Below are 21,552 nucleotides of genomic sequence, written 5' to 3'. Positions count from 1 at the left end.
CCTGTTTTATCAGGACGCCTTTCAGGTTTGATTGAATGCTTACAGCAGATCGTACTGTTTGAGCTTTTTGCGCAGGGTGCCGCGATTGAGTCCCAGCATCTCGGAGGCTTTGGTCTGGTTGCCCTTGACGTAGTTCATGACGCACTCGAGCAAAGGGGCTTCGACTTCGGAAAGCACCAGGTTGTACACGTCCGTGACTTCAGCGCCCTCCAGGTGGGCGAAATAATTGTGCAGCGCCTTTTCGACACTCCCGCGAAGGGTCTGACCTTCTTCGCTCGGCGTATTGAGGTGCTGTTTCAAATTGACGTTGTCGCTCACGGGCGTTGTTCCACTCACTAATGTCTCGGTCATCATCGTCATGCGGCCACCCATCCTTCGTCCCCTGTCCCCAGGCTCTTATGTCGTTCGGCGAAAAACGCCTGAACGTTGGCGCATTGTGCTTCCGTATCTTCCAAACGATTGAAGTGGGCGCGAAACTCCTTGGCGCCCGGCAAGGTTGCGAGATACCAACCGACATGCTTGCGGGCAATACGTACCCCCAATACCTCCCCATAGAAGGTGTGCAGTGCGGCCAGATGCTCTAGCAGAATACGTTCCACTTCGGCCATTTCCGGTGCCGGCAACAGCTGGCCGGTACGCAGAAAGTGGTCCACTTCGCGGAAAATCCAGGGCCGCCCTTGAGCCGCCCTGCCTATTAACAGTCCATCGGCACCGGTGGCGTGCAGCACGTGCCGGGCTTTATGGGGTGAATCGATGTCGCCATTGGCAAACACCGGTATCGACACGGCCTGCTTGATCGCGGCAATGGTGTCGTACTCGGCCTCGCCGGTGTACAGGTCTGCACGGGTTCTGCCGTGCACGGCCAGCGCTTGAATCCCGGCCTGTTCAGCGATTTTTGCCACTGTGAGGCCGTTTTTGTTGTCGCGGTCCCAGCCGGTGCGGATTTTCAGGGTGACCGGCACATCAACTGCGGCCACAACGGCCTGCAGGATCTCGTTCACCAATGCCTCGTCTTTCAGTAACGCGGACCCGGCGGCCTTGTTGCAGACCTTTTTTGCCGGGCAACCCATGTTGATATCAATAATCTGTGCGCCCAGTTCCACATTGGCCCTGGCGGCGTCTGCCAGCATTTGCGCATCACCGCCGGCGATCTGCACCGAGCGGGGCTCGGGATCACCGTCGTGAATCATGCGCAGGCGCGATTTACGACTGTTCCAGAGACTCATGTCACTGGTCACCATTTCCGACACAACCAGGCCCGCGCCCATTCGTCGGCAAAGCTGACGAAAGGGTTGGTCGGTGACACCCGCCATAGGGGCGAGAATCAAACCGTTTTGCAATGTGTATGGGCCGATGCGTACCGCCGACATAGGACTTCCCTGTTGTGGGGCCGGATCTGGGGAGTTCGAAAAAGGGTTGGCATGATACCCGCTCTCGATGACTGGATAAAGACGAAATTGGATGATTTTTGAACAATGGAGGCTGAAAGCCAGCTTTCAACCCGCTACAAGCGTCGAGCTACACGCTGCAAGAAGAGGCAAATCTGCTTTTAGCTTCAAGCTTGCGGCTTGAAGCTTGCTGCTAAAAGCGCAGCGCGCTCATTCCGGGGAATGAAAACTCAAGCTGTAATTCACCGCTTTCGGACCCGGATCCAGGATGTCGAGGGCAATGTGGATAGGCGTTTGCGGCGGCATTTCGGCCTTGCCAGCCAGGTCGCCGCTCAGGTATTCGCCGGGTTTGAAGCGGCGGCTGGCGATCATTTTGCCGTTAAGGTCGGCAAAACGCAGCTCCAGCAGCGGGTAGGGCTGGGAAAACGGTGCGCGGTTGTAGAGGATGGCGTCTACCACCAGCGCACCGGCGAATTCAGGATGGCTGCGCACCACCAGATTGCTGCTTTTTATACGGTCTATATCGACCTTGGAAGGCACGCTGCAGCCGATTTGCGGGCACAGCTGCTGGAAGAGCGGCCGGTATTGGTCCTGACGAGCCAGTTCATCGAAGTGATACGCGATGTATTGCCCGGCCAGTGCAACGGCGGCCAGCAACACCAAGAGCGTCCAGAGCAGGCGCTTGCCCCACGGCGAGCGGCGTTTTTGCCAGTCCAGGTGCAACGGGTCGTCTACCAGGTCCAGCAGCACGTCTTCGCGCACACCGGGCTCACTGCGTGTGCGTTTGTCTTTGGTCGCCGAGGCAGGGGCCAGAGGCTCATCGTCCTCGTCATCATCCACCGCAGACAAATGCTCGCCGCGCAGCTCGGGCTCATCGTCGTCATCTTTGCTGAGCCTGAGCGGCGGCGTGTCGTCGGGCTCGTCGATGTCCAGCGACAGCGATGGCTCGGTGCGCCCGGTTTCAGCCGGCTCGAGGTCGTCTTCGACGGCCTTGACCGCCAGTGCTGAGGTTTCGGCACGTTCTGCTGCGGATTCACTGAACAAGCTGCCTGACCATTGGCTTTCGTCGGCGTCGCTGGTGTCGCGGCGAGCGCTTAGCGCACTGGTTTTGGCTTTTTGCGACTGACCGAAACTTTTGCTGGGCTGAATCTCCCGTTCTTCAAGCTTGGCCAGCTCTTCGTCCAGGTCCAGGTGCTCAAGGTCCAGCTCGGCCACTTCCCAGTGCGCCGGGCTGATGGCCTTGGGCGCAGCGGGCGGCTCAGCGGCCACAGGTTCTGCAACAAGTGGCGCCACAGTTGTAGGCAACTGCTCTGTTTCGGTGCCTTTATTCAGCAGTTGCTGTGCGGCATTGAACACTTGCAGGCAGGAACCACAGCGCACCACGCCGCGGGCCATGCTCAATTGAGCATGGCTGACACGGAAGCTGGTTTGGCAATGTGGGCACTGTGTAACGAAGCTATCGCTCATGCGGCCATCCGGGTTAAGCAGGCTTGTATTCTAGCGTCGACGACCGCTGATGCGCACCCAGCCATCGCGGTTGGCGATAGGGTCCAGATCAAAGTCTTGAGCGTAGGCAGCGGCGACGTCTTCGCCTTGCTCGGCGAGGATGCCGGACAGCGCCAGGCGGCCACCGGGCTTGACCAGGCTGGACAGTTGTGGCGCCAGGGCAACCAGCGGGCCGGCCAGAATGTTGGCGACCAGCACATCGGCCTGCACCTGCGGCAGGTCTTCAGGCAGGTACAGCGGGAACAGCTCTGGCGCCACGTTGTTGCGCCCGGCGTTGTCGCGCGAAGCTTCCAGCGCCTGCACGTCGATGTCGGTGCCGACGGCTTGCTTGGCGCCCAGCAACAGTGCGGCGATGGCCAAAATGCCCGAGCCGCAGCCGAAGTCCAGCACGTCGCAGTCTTTGAGGTCCTGGCCGTCGAGCCATTCCAGACACAGCGCGGTGGTCGGGTGAGTGCCGGTACCAAACGCCAGGCCCGGATCCAGCAGCAAGTTCACAGCTTCAGGCTCGGGCGCAGCGTGCCAGCTTGGGACGATCCACAGGCGCTGACCAAAACGCATGGGTTCGAAATTGTCCATCCAGCTGCGTTCCCAGTCCTGGTCTTCGATGACTTCGGCGTGGTGTTCTGGCAATGGCGAGCCGGTCAGCAGCTCCAGATGGGACAGCACCAGCTCGGCTTCGGTACCGCCTTCGAACAGGGCCAGCAAATGGGTGTGCGACCACAGCGGCGTGGTGTTGAGCTCAGGTTCAAAGATCGGCTGATCTTCGGCATCCATAAACGTTACCGAAACGGCACCGACTTCGAGGAACGCGTCTTCGTAGGTTTCGGCTTGTTCTGGGCTGATGGCGAGGCGTACTTGCAGCCAAGGCATGGCGGGCACCTTTGAAAAATAGGAATGTGCAGCCGGGGGGCTGCGAGAAACGCGCCAGTTTACGCGAGCGCAGGCCTCCCTGCTATGGCAGGCCATCTGTAGGGACGTCCTTGTTTCAACATAAACCCTGATAAGGCGCAGCTTGTAGTCGCTGACGAGGCACGAGGCTGCGAAGCGGGCCACTTGGCAATCCATCGCAGCCTCATCCTTCGGCAGCGACTACAAGATTTCTGCGGTGCAAGGGCGTCCTAGGGGCATTCGTGCAGGTATTTGATATTGGGATGATGGCGTTTATGGAAGCGTCCTACATACCGTGAGCACCAATCTGGGCACTCTCTTCCTGATTACTGTGTGTGAGGTTCATTCATTCTATGACTGGGCTTCATGGTTCTCAGCCATGCTCCCTTTAGGGGCTATGCAAAAGGAAAGGCTTATGGCCCGGGGCTATTTTATTGGTCTGGACGACAAAACGACCTGCGGTGGCAAGGTGCTGGAGTCAGACCCTGGCATTACTTGGAATGGCATACAGCATGCCCTTGAAGGCCACTTGGTCAGCTGCGGGCAGGACGGTAAGGCCTATCCGATCTGTGGCGGTGTGGATGGTTTTATCAGCAATGGCCGGCGGGTGGCTGGCACGCTGGACAGCCGCAGCGGTTGCCCCTGCCAGGCTGAACTGATTGCCTCTGTGACGGTGCATTCTTATGTCAGCGATTCAGCCCCGGCATTTAAGGGCGGCTTGTTCGCCGCGCCGCAGCCCATGCCCGCCACCCTCAGCACAACGTGCGACGAGCGTTTTCAGTTGCTCAATCAACGTGGCTTGCCCCTGGTGCAACTAGGGTATGCCGTGCTGCAAAACGATCACTGTATGGGTTACGGTACACTCGATGCGCAAGGCCATACCTGCTCGTGCTCCAGCGACGGTCCTGAACAATTGGGTATCGCCATCAACGCCCCGTCACCGGTTATGGAGTAAGCAGCATGTCCTTGAATGATTTTCAGCGCACCAACGCCGCAGGCCCGGACGCCTTGTATCAACTGCCGCAGGCCAACTCGCACACCTACAGCCCCACCGATACACCGGCCAAAAAAGTGATCGTCCAGAGCCTTGCCCTGAGCCGCTTGCCGGGCGCCATGCGCTCGATGGGCTGGCACACGGCAGCGGCCTTGATGCAGCGCTGGTTTGACAGCCCGGCGTGGGCGATGCCGGAGTCGTGGAAAGATTCAAGTACTCTACCAAACCCGCTAAGCCTGAAACCCGCTGAGTGCGATCAGAGCATCGTGACGATGGAGTGGGCAATGGGGTTTGAGCGCTGTCGTGAGGCTGTGGAAGTTGCAGAGTCTTTGCTTACGACTCCAAATGCGCTCATAAGACTACAAAAGCTGCTTAAGAGCGCTGGTTGGAATGGTGAAGGGACTAAGGCGCTGGGATCGTACTCAATGTCAGCCCTCCAAATGGATGCTTTTTCTCAAATTAATTTCGTTAAATTTGGAGAAGTATGGAATTCGCTCGATGACATGTACGGTGCTTTAGGTAAAGCGATTTTAAAAGTTGGCGTAGTCGGTGAAGCCTTTACGGAGATAAACCCGGTAACCAAACAGCGCCATTATCTATTTCATGTGGAAAAAGTTGGCTTCTATATTCGCGATAATTACGACTTCAATGGTCTGCAATATCTGGGCACCTGGAGCGAAGATCGTGTGCTGACCAAGGCAGAGACCGCTTTTACCTTGAGCCTTCATGGTCAAGTTGTATTGCGTCTAAAGGAAGGTCCTTTTGCTGCAGTCACCAATGGTGATTTTCGCGACTATCGTGACAAAACAGGCAAAGGCGGCGACTTCGTAATTTATTCAGACGTACTCTGGAGAAAATCTGGGCAAGTCATTGATCTAGGGGAATGGGTGTGAAGCCACCCCCACGACGGATAGCCTTTTTCATGGTTTTTATCTGTATTGCCGGAGTGATATGGGAGGCTTCGCAGTGGTGGGAGAAAGGCTTGGCGGAGCGTTTGGGTGATCCTGAAGTAAGCCCCGGCGGCTGTTATCGGGTTGAGAGTTTCAAACCTTTTTGGGTGCTACCCAATATTTTTCATAGGCGACCGGATCCTAATGAAGTCCACTCACCAGAGTGGTTTCCGTGGTGGGGATATCCAGGTTTTTTTCGCCTGTACGATCATCGCACTGAAGAATTGATCTCAGAAACCAAGGTTCATGACTGGGATTCGATCGTTGAGAAGGTGAGTTGGGGAGGTGGTTCAGGTCAAGTGAGGTCCGGCATGATTCGTATCGGGCCCAACCTTCCCGACTGCATAGGCGATATCCCCGGCAAAGTGAGGCGCGAACAATGAAGCCCAAATCGCGACGCATCGCCTTTTTCGTAGCCTATATCACCATTGCGGGCGGGTTATGGACCGCTTCGAACTGGTGGGAAAGAGGATGGGCTACGCGACTGGCTACCGATAGCGTCAGCCCCGATGGCTGTTATCGAGTCCAGAGTTTCAAGCCCTATTGGGTTCTTCCAAATATCTTTCATCGTGAGCCTGACGTTAATGGCGTTAATTCCCCTGAGTGGTTTCCATGGTGGGGTTATCCAGGTTTTTATCGTCTTTTCGATAATCGCAGTGGCGAGTTGATTTCAGAAACCGACATCTATGATCTGGAGTCAGCGGGAGGCGGGCTTAGTTGGGGTGAGGGTTCTGGCTATGTGATGGCCGGTATGATCATCATCGCCTCCAACCTCCCTGATTGCACAGGCGATAACCCCGGTAAAGCCAGGCGCAAGCCATGACAGCCATGACGCCACCTATCGTTTCTACGCGGCCTGAATCAATTTTGTAGCCGGGCGCCCAAAAAACTGGCACCCCAGACACAACAAAGCCGCTCGAAAGCGGCTTTGTTGAGCAGGATACAAACTTACTTGTTAGCCAGTTTGTGTTCCAGGTAGTGAATATTGACGCCGCCTTCGCAGAAGCCTTCGTCATTCACCAGGTCGCGGTGCAGCGGGATGTTGGTTTTGATCCCGTCGACCACGATTTCGTCCAGCGCGTTACGCATGCGAGCCATGGCTTCGTCACGCGTCGCCCCCCAAGTGATCAGCTTGCCGATCAGGGAGTCGTAGTTGGCCGGAACCTTGTAGCCGCTGTACAGGTGCGAATCGACGCGAACGCCGTTGCCGCCCGGTGCATGGAAGTGCTTGACCATGCCTGGGCTCGGCATGAACGTTGCCGGGTCTTCAGCGTTGATCCGGCATTCCAGCGAGTGACCGTGAATGTTCACGTCAGCCTGGGTGAAGGACAGCTTGTTGCCTGCCGCAATGCTCAACATCTCTTTAACGATGTCGATGCCGGTGACCATTTCGGAGACCGGGTGCTCTACTTGTACACGAGTGTTCATTTCGATGAAGTAGAAGCGACCATTTTCGTACAGGAACTCGAAAGTACCCGCACCACGGTAGTTGATGTCAACGCATGCCTGAACGCAGCGTGCCAGAACTTCCTGGCGAGCCTTCTCGTCAATGCCCGGTGCTGGCGCTTCTTCCAGAACCTTCTGGTGACGACGTTGCAGCGAGCAATCGCGGTCGCCCAGGTGGATCGCGTTACCCTGGCCGTCGGAAATAACCTGGACTTCCACGTGACGTGGGTTGGTCAGGTATTTTTCCAGGTAAACCATCGGGTTGCTGAACCAGGCGCCGGCTTCTTCGCGGGTCTGCTTGGCGGCTTCGATCAGGTCTTCTTCACGGTGCACAACGCGCATGCCACGACCACCACCGCCGCCAGCGGCTTTGATGATCACCGGGTAGCCGACTTCACGGCCAATGCGCAGTGCGGTTTCAGGGTCTTCCGGCAGCGGGCCGTCAGAGCCTGGAACAGTCGGTACGCCCGCCGCGATCATGGCGTGCTTGGCCGATACCTTGTCGCCCATCAGGCGAATGGTGTCTGCTTTCGGGCCGATGAAGGCAAAACCGGATTTCTCGACTTGTTCGGCGAAATCGGCGTTTTCAGCCAAGAAGCCGTAGCCCGGGTGAATCGCCGTGGCGCCCGTCACTTCGGCTGCCGCGATGATCGCCGGGATGTGCAGATAAGACAGGTTGGCTGGTGCCGGACCAATGCAGACGGTTTCGTCTGCCAGACCCAGGTGCATCAGTTCCTTGTCGGCAGTGGAGTACACCGCGACGGTCTTGATGCCCAGTTCCTTGCACGCCCGCAGGATGCGCAAGGCGATCTCGCCGCGGTTGGCGATCAGGACTTTTTCCAGCTTCTGAGGCTTCAACATCGTTGGCTCCCCGTGGTTCAAACGATGGTGAACAGCGGTTGGTCGAACTCAACCGGCTGACCGTTTTCTACCAGGATGGATTCAATGACACCGGCTTTTTCAGCGGTGATGTGGTTCATCATTTTCATCGCTTCAACGATGCAAATGGTGTCGCCGACTTTAACGCTCTGGCCCACTTCTACGAAGGCTGGCGACGTTGGCGCTGGCGTGCGGTAGAAAGTGCCGACCATTGGCGACTTGACCACAAATCCGTTCAGTTTTGGAGCAGCAGGTGCTTCAGTCACGGTGGCAACCGGCGCAACAGCCACTGGCGCAGCAGCCGGAGCTTGTTGCATTGGTGCTGGTGCGTAGAACTGTTGAGCTGGGGTCTTGCTGTGGCGGCTGATGCGTACGGACTCTTCGCCTTCTTTAATTTCCAGCTCGTCGATGCCGGACTCTTCCAGCAGTTCGATCAGTTTCTTGACTTTACGGATATCCATGAATCGTCAACTCCCAATAGGTTGGTCAGGGGCGTTTAGCTTGTAGTTCAAGCTGTTCCAGGGCGGCCTCCAAGGCCAGTCGATAACCGCTGGCGCCAAGGCCGCAGATCACACCTACCGCAACGTCGGAGAAGTAGGAGTGATGGCGGAAAGGTTCGCGTTTGTGCACGTTAGACAAATGCACTTCGATGAATGGGATGCTCACCGCCAGCAGCGCGTCACGTAATGCCACGCTGGTGTGGGTAAAAGCAGCCGGATTGATCAAGATGAAATCCACCCCTTCATCGCGAGCCGCATGAATCCGGTCGATCAATTCATACTCGGCATTACTTTGCAGGTAGAGCAAATGGTGACCGGCGTCGCGGGCCCGCTGCTCCAGATCCTGATTGATTTGCGCCAGGGTAGTCGCGCCGTAAACGCCCGGTTCGCGGGTGCCTAGCAGGTTCAGGTTGGGGCCGTGCAGAACCAGAAAAGTCGCCATCTGCTGTTCCTTGTAATGTGTGCGCAGTGATCAGTGCCGGGCGACTATGCCGAAAAGCTGAATCAGTGTCCAGTTGTGTACAAAAGCCAGCACGATGACCGATGTTCGCGAAAAGTTTGTGACCAAGGCTCTAGATCTGGTCATTCGCGTTCGCGACACGTTCGGCGAAGTCCGCTGCATTGATCTCACCAATGACCCGTTGGTCACTTTTTTCCTGGCCATTTTTGCCGAAGAACATCAGCGCCGGTGGGCCGAACAATTGGTAGTGATCGAGCAGGGCACGCTGCTCGGCATTGCTGGCGGTCATGTCGAAGCGCACCAGCCGGTAACCCTTGAGCAGGTCCAGCACACGCGGGTTGTTCAGCACTTCATGCTCAAGCACTTTGCAACTGATGCACCAGTCGGCATACCAGTCCAGCAACAGCGGCTGGCCAGCCGCCTTGGCCTCGGCCAGTACGCTGTCGAGCTGAGCTTTGGTGCTGATGGTTTGCCAGTCTCCCGCGGCTTGCGGTGCGCCGGTGATGCTGGCGTTGCTCGTGGTTGCAGGGCCCAGAGGGTTGAACGGATCACTGTGACCGCTTAATGCGCCGAACCAGCAGGCCAGCGCATACACCAGCAGAAACAGCCCGAGCAGTTGCGCCAAACGTTGGCGCGGGGCTTTATAGATGAACTCGAGGGTGCCGAGAAACAGACTCACTCCGGCCGCCAGCGCACCAATCAACAGTAACGTCAGCGGGCCGGGCAGTACCCGGCTAAGCAAGCCGATCGCCAGACCCAGCAGCAGCACGCCGATGGCGTTTTTCACTGTGACCAGCCACGGCCCGCTTTTCGGCAGCCAGGCCGCGCCGCCAGTGGCCACTAACAATAGGGGGGCGCCCATGCCCAGGCCGAGGGCGAACAGCTTCAAGCCGCCGCCCAGCGCATCGCCGCTGGCGCTGATATACAGCAAGGCCCCGGCCAGCGGGGCCGAGACGCACGGCGATACCAGCAGGCTGGAGACCACGCCCAGCACCGCTGCGCCCCACAGCGAACCGCCCTGGGTGCGATTGGCGACGCGGTCCAGGCGGTTGCTGAGGGCCTGCGGCAACTTGAGTTCGAACACCCCAAACATCGCCAGGGCAAAAACCCCGAAGAACAGCGCAAAGGACACCAGCACCCACACCGATTGCAGGCGGGCCTGCAAATTCAGTTGTGCGCCGAACATCCCCATCAATGCGCCCAACAGTGCAAAACAGGCCGCCATCGGCAGCACATAAGCCAGCGACAGACTAAAGCCACGCAGCCCGCCGACCTGGCCGCGCAACACCACGCCAGACAGAATCGGCAGCATGGGCAGCACGCAAGGGGTAAAGGTCAGGCCCAACCCGGCCAGGAAAAACAGCGCCAGATCGCGCCAGTTCCAGGACGTTGCGGGCGCATTCGTGCTTTCAGTGGCCGTTGGCCCCGGTGTGCCCTCAATGCTAAGGCGTTCGGTTTCAGGCGGGTAGCACAACCCCTTGTCGGCGCAGCCCTGGTAGCTGACCACCAGGGTAAACGGGCGTTGATCGTTGGCCGGGCGCGGGATATCGACATCGAGAATGCCGTGATAGACCTCCACGTCGCCAAAGTACTCATCGTGTTTTTGCTCGCCTGCGGGCAATTGCGGTGTGCCCAGCGCGATGTCAGCCGGTTCGGTCTTGAAGGCAAAGCGATGGCGGTAGAGGTAATACCCTTCGGTCGGCACAAAGCGCAGTTTGATCGTCTCGGGGTTGCTGTCGATCAGGTTCAGCTTGAAGGCTTCGCGCACCGGCAAAAAATCAGCACTGTTATTGATCGCCCCCAAGGTTGCGCTGGGGCGCGAGTCCAGCAGGCCCGTGGCCATGACCGGCAGGCTAAACAGCAGGCAAAGAACAAAGAGCAGGCGGCGCATAAAAATCTCGCTGATAAAACGTGCGGGCATGATAACGGAGTGAGCTGGCGAATCGTGAAGGTGGCGACTTTTTGATCATCAAGATCAAAAGATCGCGAGGCAAGCTCGCTCCTACAGGGGGCGGGGGTGGGGTTTGGCCGGGAGGTCTTTGATGATGAATTTCAAGTCAACGTCATTGCGTTTATAGACCCATGAAAGACGTCGATCGGTGCCTTTTTCACAGGCTTTATCCATGACACCAACCAAAATGATGGTAATGCTGATGCCTTCTTCCATCGGTATTTCACATTTCACTTGTTCATACTTCAACGCCCCCAACGGCTGATAGGTGAAGTCACCGGTACTTTTAAAGACATGTTTTTTTAAATCACCGAGCGCCACGTTAGAAGTAGCCGGCAGTGAAATAAAACGCAGTACAGCGCTCAAGGCTTCAGCTTCAGGCAGTTCATACGAGGTGGCCGCAAGCGGCAGAATCAGGCACGGCCGCACGTTCTGGCGGTCCGGCGCGCAGGGGTAGCCGGCGGGGTAGTCAATAATGACGGCTATATAACGCGACTGGTTTTCAATGTGCAGCGTTGCGCTTTCACTGAGCGGCAAATACAGAGCAAACACTAGAAGAATGGTTTGTCTCATGGCGCACCTGTTGATGTCGTACAGGAAATAGCCTGTTAAAGCGCTGCCTAATACACCATCAATTTAATATCACTCCTGACAGCAATAGATACTGTCAGAAGTAACAGGTACACCGTCTTCAGGGTTGATTCATACCCGAAAGGCTTGTACTGCGGTATTAAGTTCGCCCCCAAGTTGCAACAGTTGCTGGCTTTGATTACGGGCAATACCGATGCGTTGCAAGTTGTCGTCGCCCAATAAATGAATGCGCTCACTGTGATCGCGGATCTCACTCACAGCGCCGCTTTGTTGCGCAGTGACGTCGGCGATACGCACTGCCGTGTCGGAAATGGTGGTAATGGCGCCGACAATTTCATCCAGCGCGCCATCGGCGTCCTGGGCCTGTTGTGCGGTGGCTTTGGCATGCTCCACTTGCGCGCGCATGCCTTCAACCGATTGGCGTGCGGCCAGTTGCAGCCCGGCAATCAGGTTCTGGATTTCGTTGGTCGCGCCTGCGGTGCGTTGTGCCAGGGAGCGGACTTCTTCGGCGACTACAGCAAAGCCACGGCCCATCTCGCCCGCACGGGCGGCTTCAATGGCGGCGTTGAGTGCCAGCAGGTTGGTCTGGTCAGCGATGGAGCGAATCACTGTAAGAACGCCGCCAATGGTGGCTGACTCTTCGGCCAGGCGCTCGACTGTCTGCGCGTTGCCTTGCACTTCGCCCACCAGCGCATGAAGCCCGGTGAGGCTTTGCCCGATCACCAACTGTCCTTGCGCCACGGCGGCGCCTGCACTGCGGCTGGCGTCGGCGGCCTGGCTGGCATCGCCGGCCACTTGGGAAATGGTCGCCTCCAGCTCACCCAGGGCGTCGCGAATTTGCGCGGTGTCACCGGCCTGACGCTCGGCACCGCCGTGCAAATCGGTGCTCAGTTGCGCCAAGGTCTGGCTACTGCCCGCGACTTGCTCGGCGTTCAGGCGGATGGTGCCCACCAGGTTCACCAGATAAGCCCGCAGGCGATTCAGTGAAGCCTCGATGTCATGCAGTTCGCGGTTGGTTTTGCCCAATTGAATGTCGCGGCTGAAGTCGCCTTCGGCCCACGTCGAGAGCATTGGCGCCAGATAGGTCAGCACCCGTGCCAGCTTGCGTTGCAGGGTGTCGATCAACAGCGCAATCAGCAGGATCAGGCCAATCATCAGGCCTTGCATGAGCCGCACTTCGTCTTGAATCTGCCCGTGCTGGGCGCGGACCACCGGCTCCAGTTCGGCGATGGCGTGTTGCACCGCGTCGAGTTTGCGGTGCGTGGTGGTGCTCAACTGGGTGCGTTGTTCGATCTGCGTCTGGGTGCGTTTAAGCTCGGCCGGGTAGCGGCTCAGGAGGTTGTTCAGCTCACGCTTGAGGTTGACCCCGGCATCTTCGGTCTGGGTGCTCTGGTTGGCTTCGAGGCCCATCATTGCGGCGAAATCGTCATTGCCCGAAGTGCTTTTGCTGCTCACGCCAAGCAGGGGCAAGGCGTCGATTTGCTGCGCCTGGGCCTGGATGCTGGCCAGTTCGCGTTCTACATCACCGGCCAACTCACTGCGCCCGCTGCTGACCAGTTTGTCGCGGTTCAACGACAGCTTGGCCAAGTGCAGCGCGGCGGTCATCAGCGGCGGTAAATAGTGCGGCGCTTCTGGGGTATTGGCTTCGCTGGCGTATTGGCTGAGTTGTTCGAGGTTGGCGGCCAGTTCGCGCTCGGCTTGCAGCAACAAGGCTTGTGGGTCGCCGGCCAGTTTGCCCGCTGCCAGCAACTCGGTATTGCTGAAGCTATTGAGGTTCTCAAGGCTGGGGCGCACGGTCTCGGCCAGCGCCGGTGGCAGCGGGGCAAGCTGACTTTGGAGTGTCTCCAGGGCGCTGTTGGCTTCGCTCAAACGCACCGCATCGCCACTGGCCAAGTAGTCTTCGATGTTGCGGGCGACCTGGTTTTGAAAATGCTGCGACAGGCTCAAATAGCGCTCCATCAACAGGTACGGGCGCTCCAGCGCCTGTTGCGACCACCATAAAGTAGCGCCCAGCGCGAGGCACACGGCGACCAGCAACAGGGTGTTGAGGTTGGTTAGCAGCTTCAGACGCATAAGAGATTCTGCCTACTACGCAGTGAGAAGCGGCTGAAGTTATTGCATTTAAGTTACAGCGATATGACGAGCCGGCCTGGCTCGGCACAAATAGTGGCGATTAGCCTTTATCGGGTGAAGCGTTGCACCTGATTGCGCCCATTGTTCTTTGCGAAGTACAGCGCCTCATCGGCCTGTGACGCCATTTTCAGGCTGTCGGACTCGCCGTGCAGTTGCACCACCCCTGCACTGAATGAGCACCACAGATCGTTGGGCTGCGCCGGGTAATGGATTTCGCAGAAGCGCTGGCGAATCAGGTTGAGCACGTTGTAGGCCGACTCTTGATCGGTGTCGGGCATGACAATCGCAAACTCTTCACCGCCATAGCGGCCAATAAAGTCGGTCTTGCGCAGGCGCTGCTTGAGGTACAGCGCGAGGCTCTTGATGACGCGGTCGCCCATGGGGTGGCCGTAGCAGTCGTTGACCCGTTTGAAATGGTCAAGGTCGAGCATCGCAAAGCTCAAAGGCCGATTTTCACGGCGGGCGCGGAAGGTGCAATCTTCGAGCAGTTGCAGGATGTGCGTGTGGTTAAACAGCCCGGTCAGGCTGTCGCGAACCATGCGCGCTTTTAAATGCCGGGCCCGGGCGGCTCGGTTGCGCACGGTGGTGATGAGGTGGCGTGGCTGGATGGGCTTGGTCAAAAAATCATCACCGCCCTCGCTCATCGCATCGAGCTGTTTGTCCATGTCGTCTTCGGCCGACAGGTAAATGATCGGCACGCTGACGTAGCGATCATTGTGGCGAATGACTTTGGCCAGCTCGGTGCCGGTGCAGGTCGGCATGTACATGTCGAGGATGATCAGGTCGGGCTGAAAGTCCGCCAGCTCGGCCATGGTTTGAATCGGCTCGGTCAGCGTGCGGGTGATGATCCCGGCGCTGTTGAGCAGGCGTTCGGTGTGCAACGCCTGCGCCCGCGAGTCGTCGATGATCAGCACTTTATACGGTTCGTACTGCGCCACGCAGGTCAGCACCTCGATCTTCTCCATCAGGCTGGAGACTTCGAGGGTGCCGGTCAAAAACGCTTGCCCACCGGCGCGCACGGCGGCCAGGCGGGTGGGGGTGTCGGTTTCATGCTGGCTGAAAAATAACAGCGGCAGCTTTTGTTCAAGCCCGACCTGGACCTCTTCGGCCAGCGCCAGGCCCTGGTTGGGGCCCGCGAAATCCGCCTCCATTACAATGACTGCCGGGTGGCGCTCAACCATGGCCTGACGAAAGGCGCCGGGGCTGTCAAAGGCCATGGCACTGAGTTCAAAAAACTCAAGTTGCGTGCTCAGGCGCTGAGCGCGTTCATGGTCTTGCAGGAGGATGTAGATCGGTTTGCGCAGCGGCGGCAGGGCGGTGTGCCCGAGTTGATCGCCGTGGCGCAGGCCGGTGCGCGACAAGCGTTGCATCAGCCGGTTGAGTTCGGTGATCAGCGGGCTGCTCAGTCGGCCGCGATTGTCGGCCACCTGTTGCAGCACCGCGTCGGTGGCCTGTGACAGTTCGCGGTGCTCGGGCTGGTCGAAGCGCTCGGCAAAGCGCAACAGGCGCAGGTTGGCTTCGCTGAACTCAGCGAGGCCTGCGGGTGACCATTCCTGAGTCTGCATGCGCTGCCAAATTTCAAGAATCTGACGGGCCTGGTGCGTAACGCGCTGGGCGAAGTGGTGCTTCAGGCGTTCGTGGCTGAGGTCTTCTTGCTCGGTCATATCCTGGCTGCTGGGTAAGGGGCATGCTGGGGTCGAGTAATGGCTCTATGCTAGCACCTAGTGTTGGCTTGAACCGGTCTTACCTTGAAATTAACTCGCCCACACCGATATTAGCCATTGGCCGCCCTTGCGTAGGCGTGGCTGCACGCATGTTTTATAGTGCCGGGCCGGTCTGGCCTTGCGGTTTCGGCACTTAGCCTAGCCGTGATTAAAAATCGTGCAACAAGGCACGATGAGGTAGGGTTGTGGTCGAACTGTTGAATCAAGCATCTGAAAGGACATAGCCATGCTGGACTGGAAAAAACGAGAGGGCGACAGCGCCCGCGAGTCGGTCAAGGATACCCAAGCAAAGCCGCGTGGCTATTTCAAAAGTATTCTGCTGAGCCGCTCGATTGCCATGCTGGTCGGCATTTATGTGGTGGTGTGCCTGGGCCTCGGCTGGTACTGGAGCCGCGAACCTGACCTGTTCCCGGTGCAGCAAAATGCACAGTTGGCGGCTGAAAAAAGCGGCCAGAAAATGGTTCCGGGCTTCACCACCGTAGAAACCCTGAAAACCGTGGCCGGGACCTTGCTTAACAAGCCGGGCGGCTACTTGTCCAACGACCGCTTCCCGCCGGGTGTCTTGCTGGACAACATCCCGAGCTGGGAATACGGCGTGCTGGTGCAGGTGCGTGACCTGACCCGTGCCCTGCGTAAAGACTTCGCCCGTTCGCAATCGCAGTCTGCCGAAGACGCCGATCTGGCCAAGGCCGAGCCTCGTTTCAACTTCGACAACAAGAGCTGGATGCTGCCTTCCAGTGAGTCGGAGTACCAGGAAGGCATCAACTCCCTGAGCCGTTATCAGGCGCGCTTGTCTGACCCGGATCAGAAAAACGCCTTGTTCTATGCCCGTGCCGACAACCTCAACAACTGGTTGGGTGATGTGGGAACGCGCCTGGGTTCGCTGTCGCAGCGCCTGTCGGCCAGTGTTGGTCGGGTCAAACTGAACACCACGCTGAAAACCGAAAGCCTGCTGCCGGGCCAGGTGCCTGTGGTGGACGAAGAAATCGTTGAAACCCCATGGCTGCAAATCGACAACGTGTTCTACGAAGCCCGTGGTCAGGCCTGGGCCTTGTCCCACCTGCTGCGCGCCATCGAAGTTGATTTCGCCGATGTACTGGCTAAAAAGAACGCCACGGTCAGCGTGCGCCAGATCATTCGTGAGCTGGAGGCCGCTCAAGAGCCGGTCTGGAGCCCGATGATTCTCAATGGCAGCGGCTTCGGTATTCTGGCTAACCACTCGCTGGTCATGGCCAACTACATCTCGCGGGCGAACGCGGCGGTCATGGACCTTCGTCAATTGCTGTCGCAGGGCTAAGGGATGGTCATCTCCACTTTAGAGGCCGCGCACCGTGCGGCCTCTGATGTCGAACAGGTGGTCTGGGTGGACCGCGACGACCGGGTGCTGGGCGCTTTGCCCCGGTATGAATTGCGCGAGCGCAGCCTGATCGGGCGTGGCACGTTCATCCTGTTGTTCAATTCGGCGGGCGAGCTATGTGTGCATCAACGCACCCTCAGCAAGGCGCTGTATCCGGGCTTTTGGGACGTGGCGGCGGGCGGTATGGTCGGCGCGAACGAGACCTACGAAGAGTCGGCCGCCCGTGAATTGGCCGAAGAATTGGGCGTGAGCGGCATTGAGCTGACGGCCCACGAACGCTTCTACTTTGAGGCCCCGCAAAACCACCTGTGGTGCGGCGTGTTTTCCGGGGTCTGGGATGGCCCTTTGCAAGTGCAGCCCGAAGAAGTCCAGCAAGCGCTGTTCATGCCTGTGGCCGAGGCTTTGCGCCTCAGCGAGCAGCAGCCTTTTTGCCCGGATTCGCTGGATGCGCTAAGGCGTTATCTGGCGCAACCGTCTTCTTTGTAGTCGCTGCCGAAGGCTGCGATTGGCTGCGCAGCGGCCCGCTTCTCATGATCGCGCGATAAGGTGCTTCGGCTCTTATCGCAGCCTTCGGCAGCGACTACAGGGGGAGTGTCAATTTTTACGCCAATTGGCTATTGGGCCTCAGCGATTTTGTCGTTACACTGCGCGACCTTTTCAGGCTCAGGTGCTTTTGCGCTTGAGTTGCGCTGCCCCTGCCAGAGTGGGGCTTCGCGGTCGGTACACCTTGGCGCAAGCGCGTCATGCACCGGCCAATTTTTTGTCCTCCATATGAGGATTGCCGGTGGCCAAAAAAGCCGCATCCTTCGCCGCCCTGGGTGGCCTGGTATTTTCCACCGACGCAGGTCGTCACTGTCCAGACTGTCGTCAGCCAGTAGACGCCTGTACCTGCAAACAAACCCTGATCCCTGCCGGTGATGGCATTGCCCGCGTGCGCCGCGAAAGCAAAGGCCGCGGCGGCAAGACGGTGACGACCATCACGGGCGTACCGTTAGCCGAAGACGCACTTAAGGAGCTGGCCACCACGTTGAAAAAACGCTGTGGCACAGGCGGTGCGTTAAAAGACGGCATCATCGAGATCCAGGGCGACCACGTTGAGCTGTTGCTGGCCGAACTGCTCAAGCACGGTTTCAAAGCCAAGAAGTCCGGCGGCTAGCAGCCTCTGTCAAAACCACCGCGTCGTTGTCTTGCTGCCTGAATCAGGCTCGGCAAGGGCGGCTGCCATGGTTTTCACAGAGCCTGTTATTGCGGGTTTCTAAACTCGGCGCTGTTGTCAGGGTCTACCCTGAGCAGACTAATCGTCATTTTTACTCATTAGACTGCGCCGACCTGGTCACAGGTTTGGCTACTTGACTTATATAGGGGACTTCGATGTCCGTACGACGCACACGCAAAGACGATGGCAGCCAATGGACAGTTGCGGACAGCCGCAGTGTTTACGGGATTCGCCATTGGGGGGCCGGGTATTTCGCGATCAATGAAGCCGGTCGCGTAGAAGTCCGTCCGAACGGCCCGAACAGCTCGCCCATCGATCTGTACGAGCAAGTCGACGAACTGCGCCAAAGTGGCTTGTCCTTGCCATTGCTGGTGCGTTTTCCAGATATTTTGCAGGACCGTGTACGCCAGTTGACCGGTGCTTTTGATGCCAACATCGAGCGCCTGGAATACCAGAGCCAGTACACCGCGTTGTACCCGATCAAGGTGAACCAGCAAGAAGCTGTGATCGAGAACATCATCGCCACCCAAAACGTTTCGATTGGCCTTGAAGCCGGCTCCAAGCCAGAGCTGCTGGCCGTGCTGGCGCTGGCCCCGAAAGGCGGCACCATCGTCTGCAACGGTTACAAAGACCGTGAGTTCATTCGCCTGGCCTTGATGGGCCAGAAGCTCGGCCACAACGTGTTCATCGTGATCGAGAAAGAGTCCGAAGTGGACCTGGTGATCGAAGAAGCGGCCTCGCTCAAGGTCAAGCCACAGGTCGGCTTGCGCGTGCGCCTGTCGTCGCTGGCGTCGAGCAAATGGGCTGACACCGGCGGTGAAAAATCCAAATTCGGCTTGTCGGCTGCGCAGTTGCTGTCGGTGGTTGAGCGTTTCCGTGGCGCCGGTCTGGATCAAGGCATTCGCCTGCTGCACTTTCACATGGGTTCGCAGATCGCCAACCTGGCCGACTACCAGCACGGCTTCAAAGAAGCGATCCGTTACTACGGCGAACTGCGCAACCTCGGCCTGCCGGTTGACCACATCGACGTGGGCGGCGGTCTGGGCGTTGACTACGACGGCACGCACTCGCGTAACGCCAGCTCGATCAACTACGACATGGACGACTACGCCGGTGTTGTGGTCGGCATGCTCAAAGAGTTCTGCGACGCACAAGGCTTGCCGCACCCGCACATCTTCTCTGAAAGCGGCCGTTCGCTGACGGCGCACCACGCCATGCTGGTGGTGCAGGTGACCGACGTTGAGAAGCACAACGACGACGTGCCAGAAATCGAAAACAAAGAAAGCCTGCCCGAGACCGTGCAGTGGCTGGTGGACCTGCTGGGCCCGACCGACATTGAAATGGTCACCGAAACCTACTGGCGCGCCACGCACTACATGAGCGACGTGGCCGCCCAGTACGCTGACGGCAAAATCACCTTGTCGGAAAAAGCCTTGGCCGAGCAGTGCTACTTTGCTGTGTGCCGTCGCCTGCACAACTCGTTGAAAGCGCGTCAGCGTTCGCACCGCCAGGTGCTCGACGAACTCAACGACAAGCTGGCCGACAAATACATCTGCAACTTCTCGGTGTTCCAGAGCCTGCCGGACACCTGGGCGATTGGCCAGGTCCTGCCGATTCTGCCGCTGCATCGCCTGGACGAAGAACCGCTGCGCCGCGCCGTGCTGCAAGACCTGACCTGCGACTCCGACGGCAAGATCAAGCAATACGTCGACGAGCAGAGCATCGAAACCAGCCTGCCGGTTCACGCGCTCAACGAAGGTGAAGACTACCTGCTGGGTATCTTCTTGGTGGGTGCTTACCAGGAAATCCTCGGCGACATGCACAACCTGTTCGGTGACACCGACTCGGTGAACATCTACCAGAAGGCCGATGGCAGCGTGTACCACGCCGGTATCGAGACCCACGACACCATCGAAGACATGCTGCGCTACGTGCACTTGTCGCCCGAGGAGTTGATGACTCACTACCGCGACAAAGTGGCCAGCGCCAAGATCAGCGTCAAAGAGCGCACCCAGTTCCTCGACGCTTTGCGTCTGGGCCTGACGCGTTCGTCTTACTTGTCTTCGTAAGACTCAACTGACCCGTAGGAGCGAGCTCGTCTCGCGATCTTTTGACCCTTTAAAAGATCGCGAGGCAAGCTCGCTCCTACAGGGATGTCACGGGGTAAACCAGCGGATTCGCGTGGCGTACAGCCCCAAAATCCCGCTGCGCAGCACCATAAACAGCAAGAAACTTATCCACAGCCCGTGGTTGCCATCGCCCTGCAAGGCCCAGGCAACGGGGAAGGCAATGGCCACGCTCAACAGCATCGCATTGCGCATTTCACGCGCGCGGGTAGCGCCGATAAACAGCCCGTCCAGCAAATAACTCCACACCGCAATCAGTGGCAAAACGGCCAGGTACGGCAAGTACTGGAAGGCGGTTTCGCGCACGCTGGCAATGTCGGTTTGCATCTCGACAAACCAGTGCCCGCCCAGCAAAAACAGCAGCGCAAACAGTGCGCTGGCGAGTAACGACCAACCACACGCAACCACCATCGACCGGCGTAACGCCGTGCGATCACGGGCGCCGATGGCATGCCCGCACAAGGCTTCGACCGCGTGGGCCAGGCCGTCCAGGGCGTGGGCCGTCAACAGCAAACCATTGAGCAGCAGCGCATTGGCCGCCACGGTGGCGTCACCCAAGCGGGCGCCTTGCACGGTGATGGCGAAAAACACCGATTGCAGCAGCAAACTGCGGATAAAAATATCGCGGTTAACCCCTAGCAGCGGTTTCCAGTTTTGCCAGACGCGCAGCGCGGCCCACGCCATCTTGCCCGGATACGCCCGCAGTGCGCCGCGTGTGAGCCACAGGCCGAGCAGGGCGCCGCTCCATTCGGCAATCACCGAAGCCCGCGCTGAACCGACCACGCCCCAGTCCAGGCCGAGAACAAACCACAGGTTGAGGGCGATGTTCATCAGGTTGGTGGTGAGCAAAATCGCCAGCGGCGCCCGGGCGTTTTGTGCCCCCAAAAACCAGCCCACCAGCGCATAACTGGCCAAGGAGGCGGGTAGGCCAAACAGCCGGTTGTGAAAGAACGCCAGGGTCATGTCATGCAGCTCGGGCGAAGGCTGCATCACACTCAACGCCACGCGGCTGAACGGGAGTGCAATGGCCGCCAGAAACAGCGAAAGCCCCAGTCCCAGCAGCAACCCTTGCACAAGGATTTGCCGCAACGCGGTGCCATCCCCGCGCCCGGCCGCTTGTGCGGCAAAGCCCGTGGTGCCCATGCGCAGAAAGCCCATCATCCAGGCCAGGTAGATATACAGGCTGGCGCCCACCGCCACCGCGCCCAACTGATGTGCGTGCGGCAAATGGCCGATCACCGTGCTGTCGACCAGCGCCACCAGCGGCACAGAAATATTCGACAAAATCATCGGCGCAGCCAGCGCCCACACCCGGCGATGGGTCGGGCGGTCGCGCCAGTCGGCTAACAGAAAAGACATGCAGGCTCCTTTGAGGACCGGCATTGTAGAGCGAATGTTTACTCGGGCGGGTTTTGATTCACACCTTGTGGGAGCCGGGCTTGC

General features: G+C 58.6%; 20 protein-coding genes. 8 read left to right on the top strand and 12 right to left on the bottom strand.

What is annotated here, in order from left to right:
- Nucleotides 1-39: 39 nt before the first annotated feature.
- The 4 genes from fis to prmA all read right to left on the bottom strand — a co-directional run bounded on the left by fis (nt 40) and on the right by prmA (nt 3,764).
- Entirely contained in the window at nt 40-360 is a 321-nt protein-coding gene (gene fis, locus GHO32_RS20765; RefSeq protein ID WP_019408796.1) for a DNA-binding transcriptional regulator Fis, read from the bottom strand.
- Nucleotides 357-1,370: a tRNA dihydrouridine synthase DusB gene (gene dusB / locus GHO32_RS20760; RefSeq protein WP_048366512.1), complete on the bottom strand. Its 1,014-nt coding sequence runs from the start codon at nt 1,368-1,370 to the stop codon at nt 357-359. The genes fis and dusB overlap by 4 nt, the downstream gene beginning before the upstream one ends.
- Nucleotides 1,371-1,598: 228 nt before the next feature.
- Entirely contained in the window at nt 1,599-2,855 is a 1,257-nt protein-coding gene (locus GHO32_RS20755) for a DUF3426 domain-containing protein (RefSeq protein ID WP_153336536.1), read from the bottom strand.
- 30 nt (nt 2,856-2,885) lie between these two features.
- Nucleotides 2,886-3,764, bottom strand: a complete 879-nt coding sequence (gene prmA / locus GHO32_RS20750) for a 50S ribosomal protein L11 methyltransferase (RefSeq protein ID WP_153336535.1) — start codon at nt 3,762-3,764, stop codon at nt 2,886-2,888.
- Nucleotides 3,765-4,197: 433 nt separating this feature from the next.
- On the opposite strand from prmA, the gene GHO32_RS20745 reads away from it, so the two are divergent.
- The 4 genes from GHO32_RS20745 to GHO32_RS20730 are packed head-to-tail and all read left to right on the top strand — an operon-like array spanning nt 4,198 to nt 6,549.
- Nucleotides 4,198-4,737 carry a PAAR domain-containing protein gene (locus GHO32_RS20745; RefSeq protein WP_153336534.1) on the top strand — a complete coding sequence of 180 codons (540 nt, stop codon included), beginning with the start codon at nt 4,198-4,200 and terminating at the stop codon, nt 4,735-4,737.
- A gap of 5 nt (nt 4,738-4,742) precedes the next feature.
- On the top strand, nt 4,743-5,669 hold the full coding sequence (locus GHO32_RS20740) for a DUF6402 family protein (protein WP_153336533.1): 927 nt from the start codon (nt 4,743-4,745) through the stop codon (nt 5,667-5,669).
- Nucleotides 5,666-6,109: a hypothetical protein gene (locus GHO32_RS20735; RefSeq protein WP_371924590.1), complete on the top strand. Its 444-nt coding sequence runs from the start codon at nt 5,666-5,668 to the stop codon at nt 6,107-6,109. Before GHO32_RS20740 ends, GHO32_RS20735 begins: the two co-directional genes overlap by 4 nt.
- Entirely contained in the window at nt 6,106-6,549 is a 444-nt protein-coding gene (locus GHO32_RS20730) for a hypothetical protein (RefSeq protein ID WP_153336531.1), read from the top strand. Before GHO32_RS20735 ends, GHO32_RS20730 begins: the two co-directional genes overlap by 4 nt.
- A gap of 125 nt (nt 6,550-6,674) precedes the next feature.
- Here the strand turns inward: GHO32_RS20730 and accC are convergent, their stop codons facing one another.
- The 7 genes from accC to GHO32_RS20695 form a co-directional block, all read right to left on the bottom strand.
- Nucleotides 6,675-8,033, bottom strand: a complete 1,359-nt coding sequence (gene accC, locus GHO32_RS20725; protein WP_048390888.1) for an acetyl-CoA carboxylase biotin carboxylase subunit — start codon at nt 8,031-8,033, stop codon at nt 6,675-6,677.
- A 17-nt stretch (nt 8,034-8,050) separates the two neighbouring features.
- Nucleotides 8,051-8,512 carry an acetyl-CoA carboxylase biotin carboxyl carrier protein gene (gene accB / locus GHO32_RS20720; RefSeq protein ID WP_048366506.1) on the bottom strand — a complete coding sequence of 154 codons (462 nt, stop codon included), beginning with the start codon at nt 8,510-8,512 and terminating at the stop codon, nt 8,051-8,053.
- A 25-nt stretch (nt 8,513-8,537) separates the two neighbouring features.
- Nucleotides 8,538-8,993 (bottom strand): type II 3-dehydroquinate dehydratase, encoded by a 456-nt coding sequence (aroQ, locus tag GHO32_RS20715; protein WP_003439222.1) that lies wholly within the window; start codon nt 8,991-8,993, stop codon nt 8,538-8,540.
- Between the two features lie 130 nt (nt 8,994-9,123).
- Nucleotides 9,124-10,902: a protein-disulfide reductase DsbD gene (locus tag GHO32_RS20710; RefSeq protein ID WP_153442986.1), complete on the bottom strand. Its 1,779-nt coding sequence runs from the start codon at nt 10,900-10,902 to the stop codon at nt 9,124-9,126.
- 111 nt (nt 10,903-11,013) lie between these two features.
- Nucleotides 11,014-11,535 (bottom strand): hypothetical protein, encoded by a 522-nt coding sequence (locus tag GHO32_RS20705; protein ID WP_153336583.1) that lies wholly within the window; start codon nt 11,533-11,535, stop codon nt 11,014-11,016.
- A 129-nt stretch (nt 11,536-11,664) separates the two neighbouring features.
- Nucleotides 11,665-12,624 carry a methyl-accepting chemotaxis protein gene (locus GHO32_RS27250; protein ID WP_372239832.1) on the bottom strand — a complete coding sequence of 320 codons (960 nt, stop codon included), beginning with the start codon at nt 12,622-12,624 and terminating at the stop codon, nt 11,665-11,667.
- Between the two features lie 1,109 nt (nt 12,625-13,733).
- Nucleotides 13,734-15,350, bottom strand: coding sequence for a PleD family two-component system response regulator (locus GHO32_RS20695; RefSeq protein ID WP_153336582.1), 1,617 nt, complete (start codon nt 15,348-15,350; stop codon nt 13,734-13,736).
- Nucleotides 15,351-15,747: 397 nt separating this feature from the next.
- On the opposite strand from GHO32_RS20695, the gene GHO32_RS20690 reads away from it, so the two are divergent.
- The 4 genes from GHO32_RS20690 (at nt 15,748) to speA (ending at nt 20,052) form a co-directional block, all read left to right on the top strand.
- Nucleotides 15,748-16,707, top strand: a complete 960-nt coding sequence (locus GHO32_RS20690; protein WP_371924551.1) for a DUF2333 family protein — start codon at nt 15,748-15,750, stop codon at nt 16,705-16,707.
- A 3-nt stretch (nt 16,708-16,710) separates the two neighbouring features.
- The gene (locus GHO32_RS20685) at nt 16,711-17,253 is read left to right on the top strand and encodes an NUDIX hydrolase (protein ID WP_153336581.1); all 543 of its coding nucleotides are present in this window, start codon (nt 16,711-16,713) and stop codon (nt 17,251-17,253) included.
- 298 nt (nt 17,254-17,551) lie between these two features.
- Nucleotides 17,552-17,923 carry a translation initiation factor Sui1 gene (locus GHO32_RS20680; RefSeq protein WP_178110145.1) on the top strand — a complete coding sequence of 124 codons (372 nt, stop codon included), beginning with the start codon at nt 17,552-17,554 and terminating at the stop codon, nt 17,921-17,923.
- A 215-nt stretch (nt 17,924-18,138) separates the two neighbouring features.
- Complete coding sequence (gene speA / locus GHO32_RS20675; RefSeq protein ID WP_153336580.1) at nt 18,139-20,052, top strand: arginine decarboxylase; 1,914 nt, start codon at nt 18,139-18,141, stop codon at nt 20,050-20,052.
- Nucleotides 20,053-20,139: 87 nt separating this feature from the next.
- Here the strand turns inward: speA and GHO32_RS20670 are convergent, their stop codons facing one another.
- Nucleotides 20,140-21,468 (bottom strand): MATE family efflux transporter, encoded by a 1,329-nt coding sequence (locus GHO32_RS20670; RefSeq protein WP_153338191.1) that lies wholly within the window; start codon nt 21,466-21,468, stop codon nt 20,140-20,142.
- Between the last annotated feature and the right edge of the window lie 84 nt (nt 21,469-21,552).

Origin of the sequence: Pseudomonas sp. FSL R10-2189, assembly GCF_009600325.1 — a bacterium.
Taxonomy (GTDB): Bacteria; Pseudomonadota; Gammaproteobacteria; order Pseudomonadales; family Pseudomonadaceae; genus Aquipseudomonas; species Aquipseudomonas helleri.
This window is presented reverse-complemented; position numbering and strand designations above follow the sequence as displayed.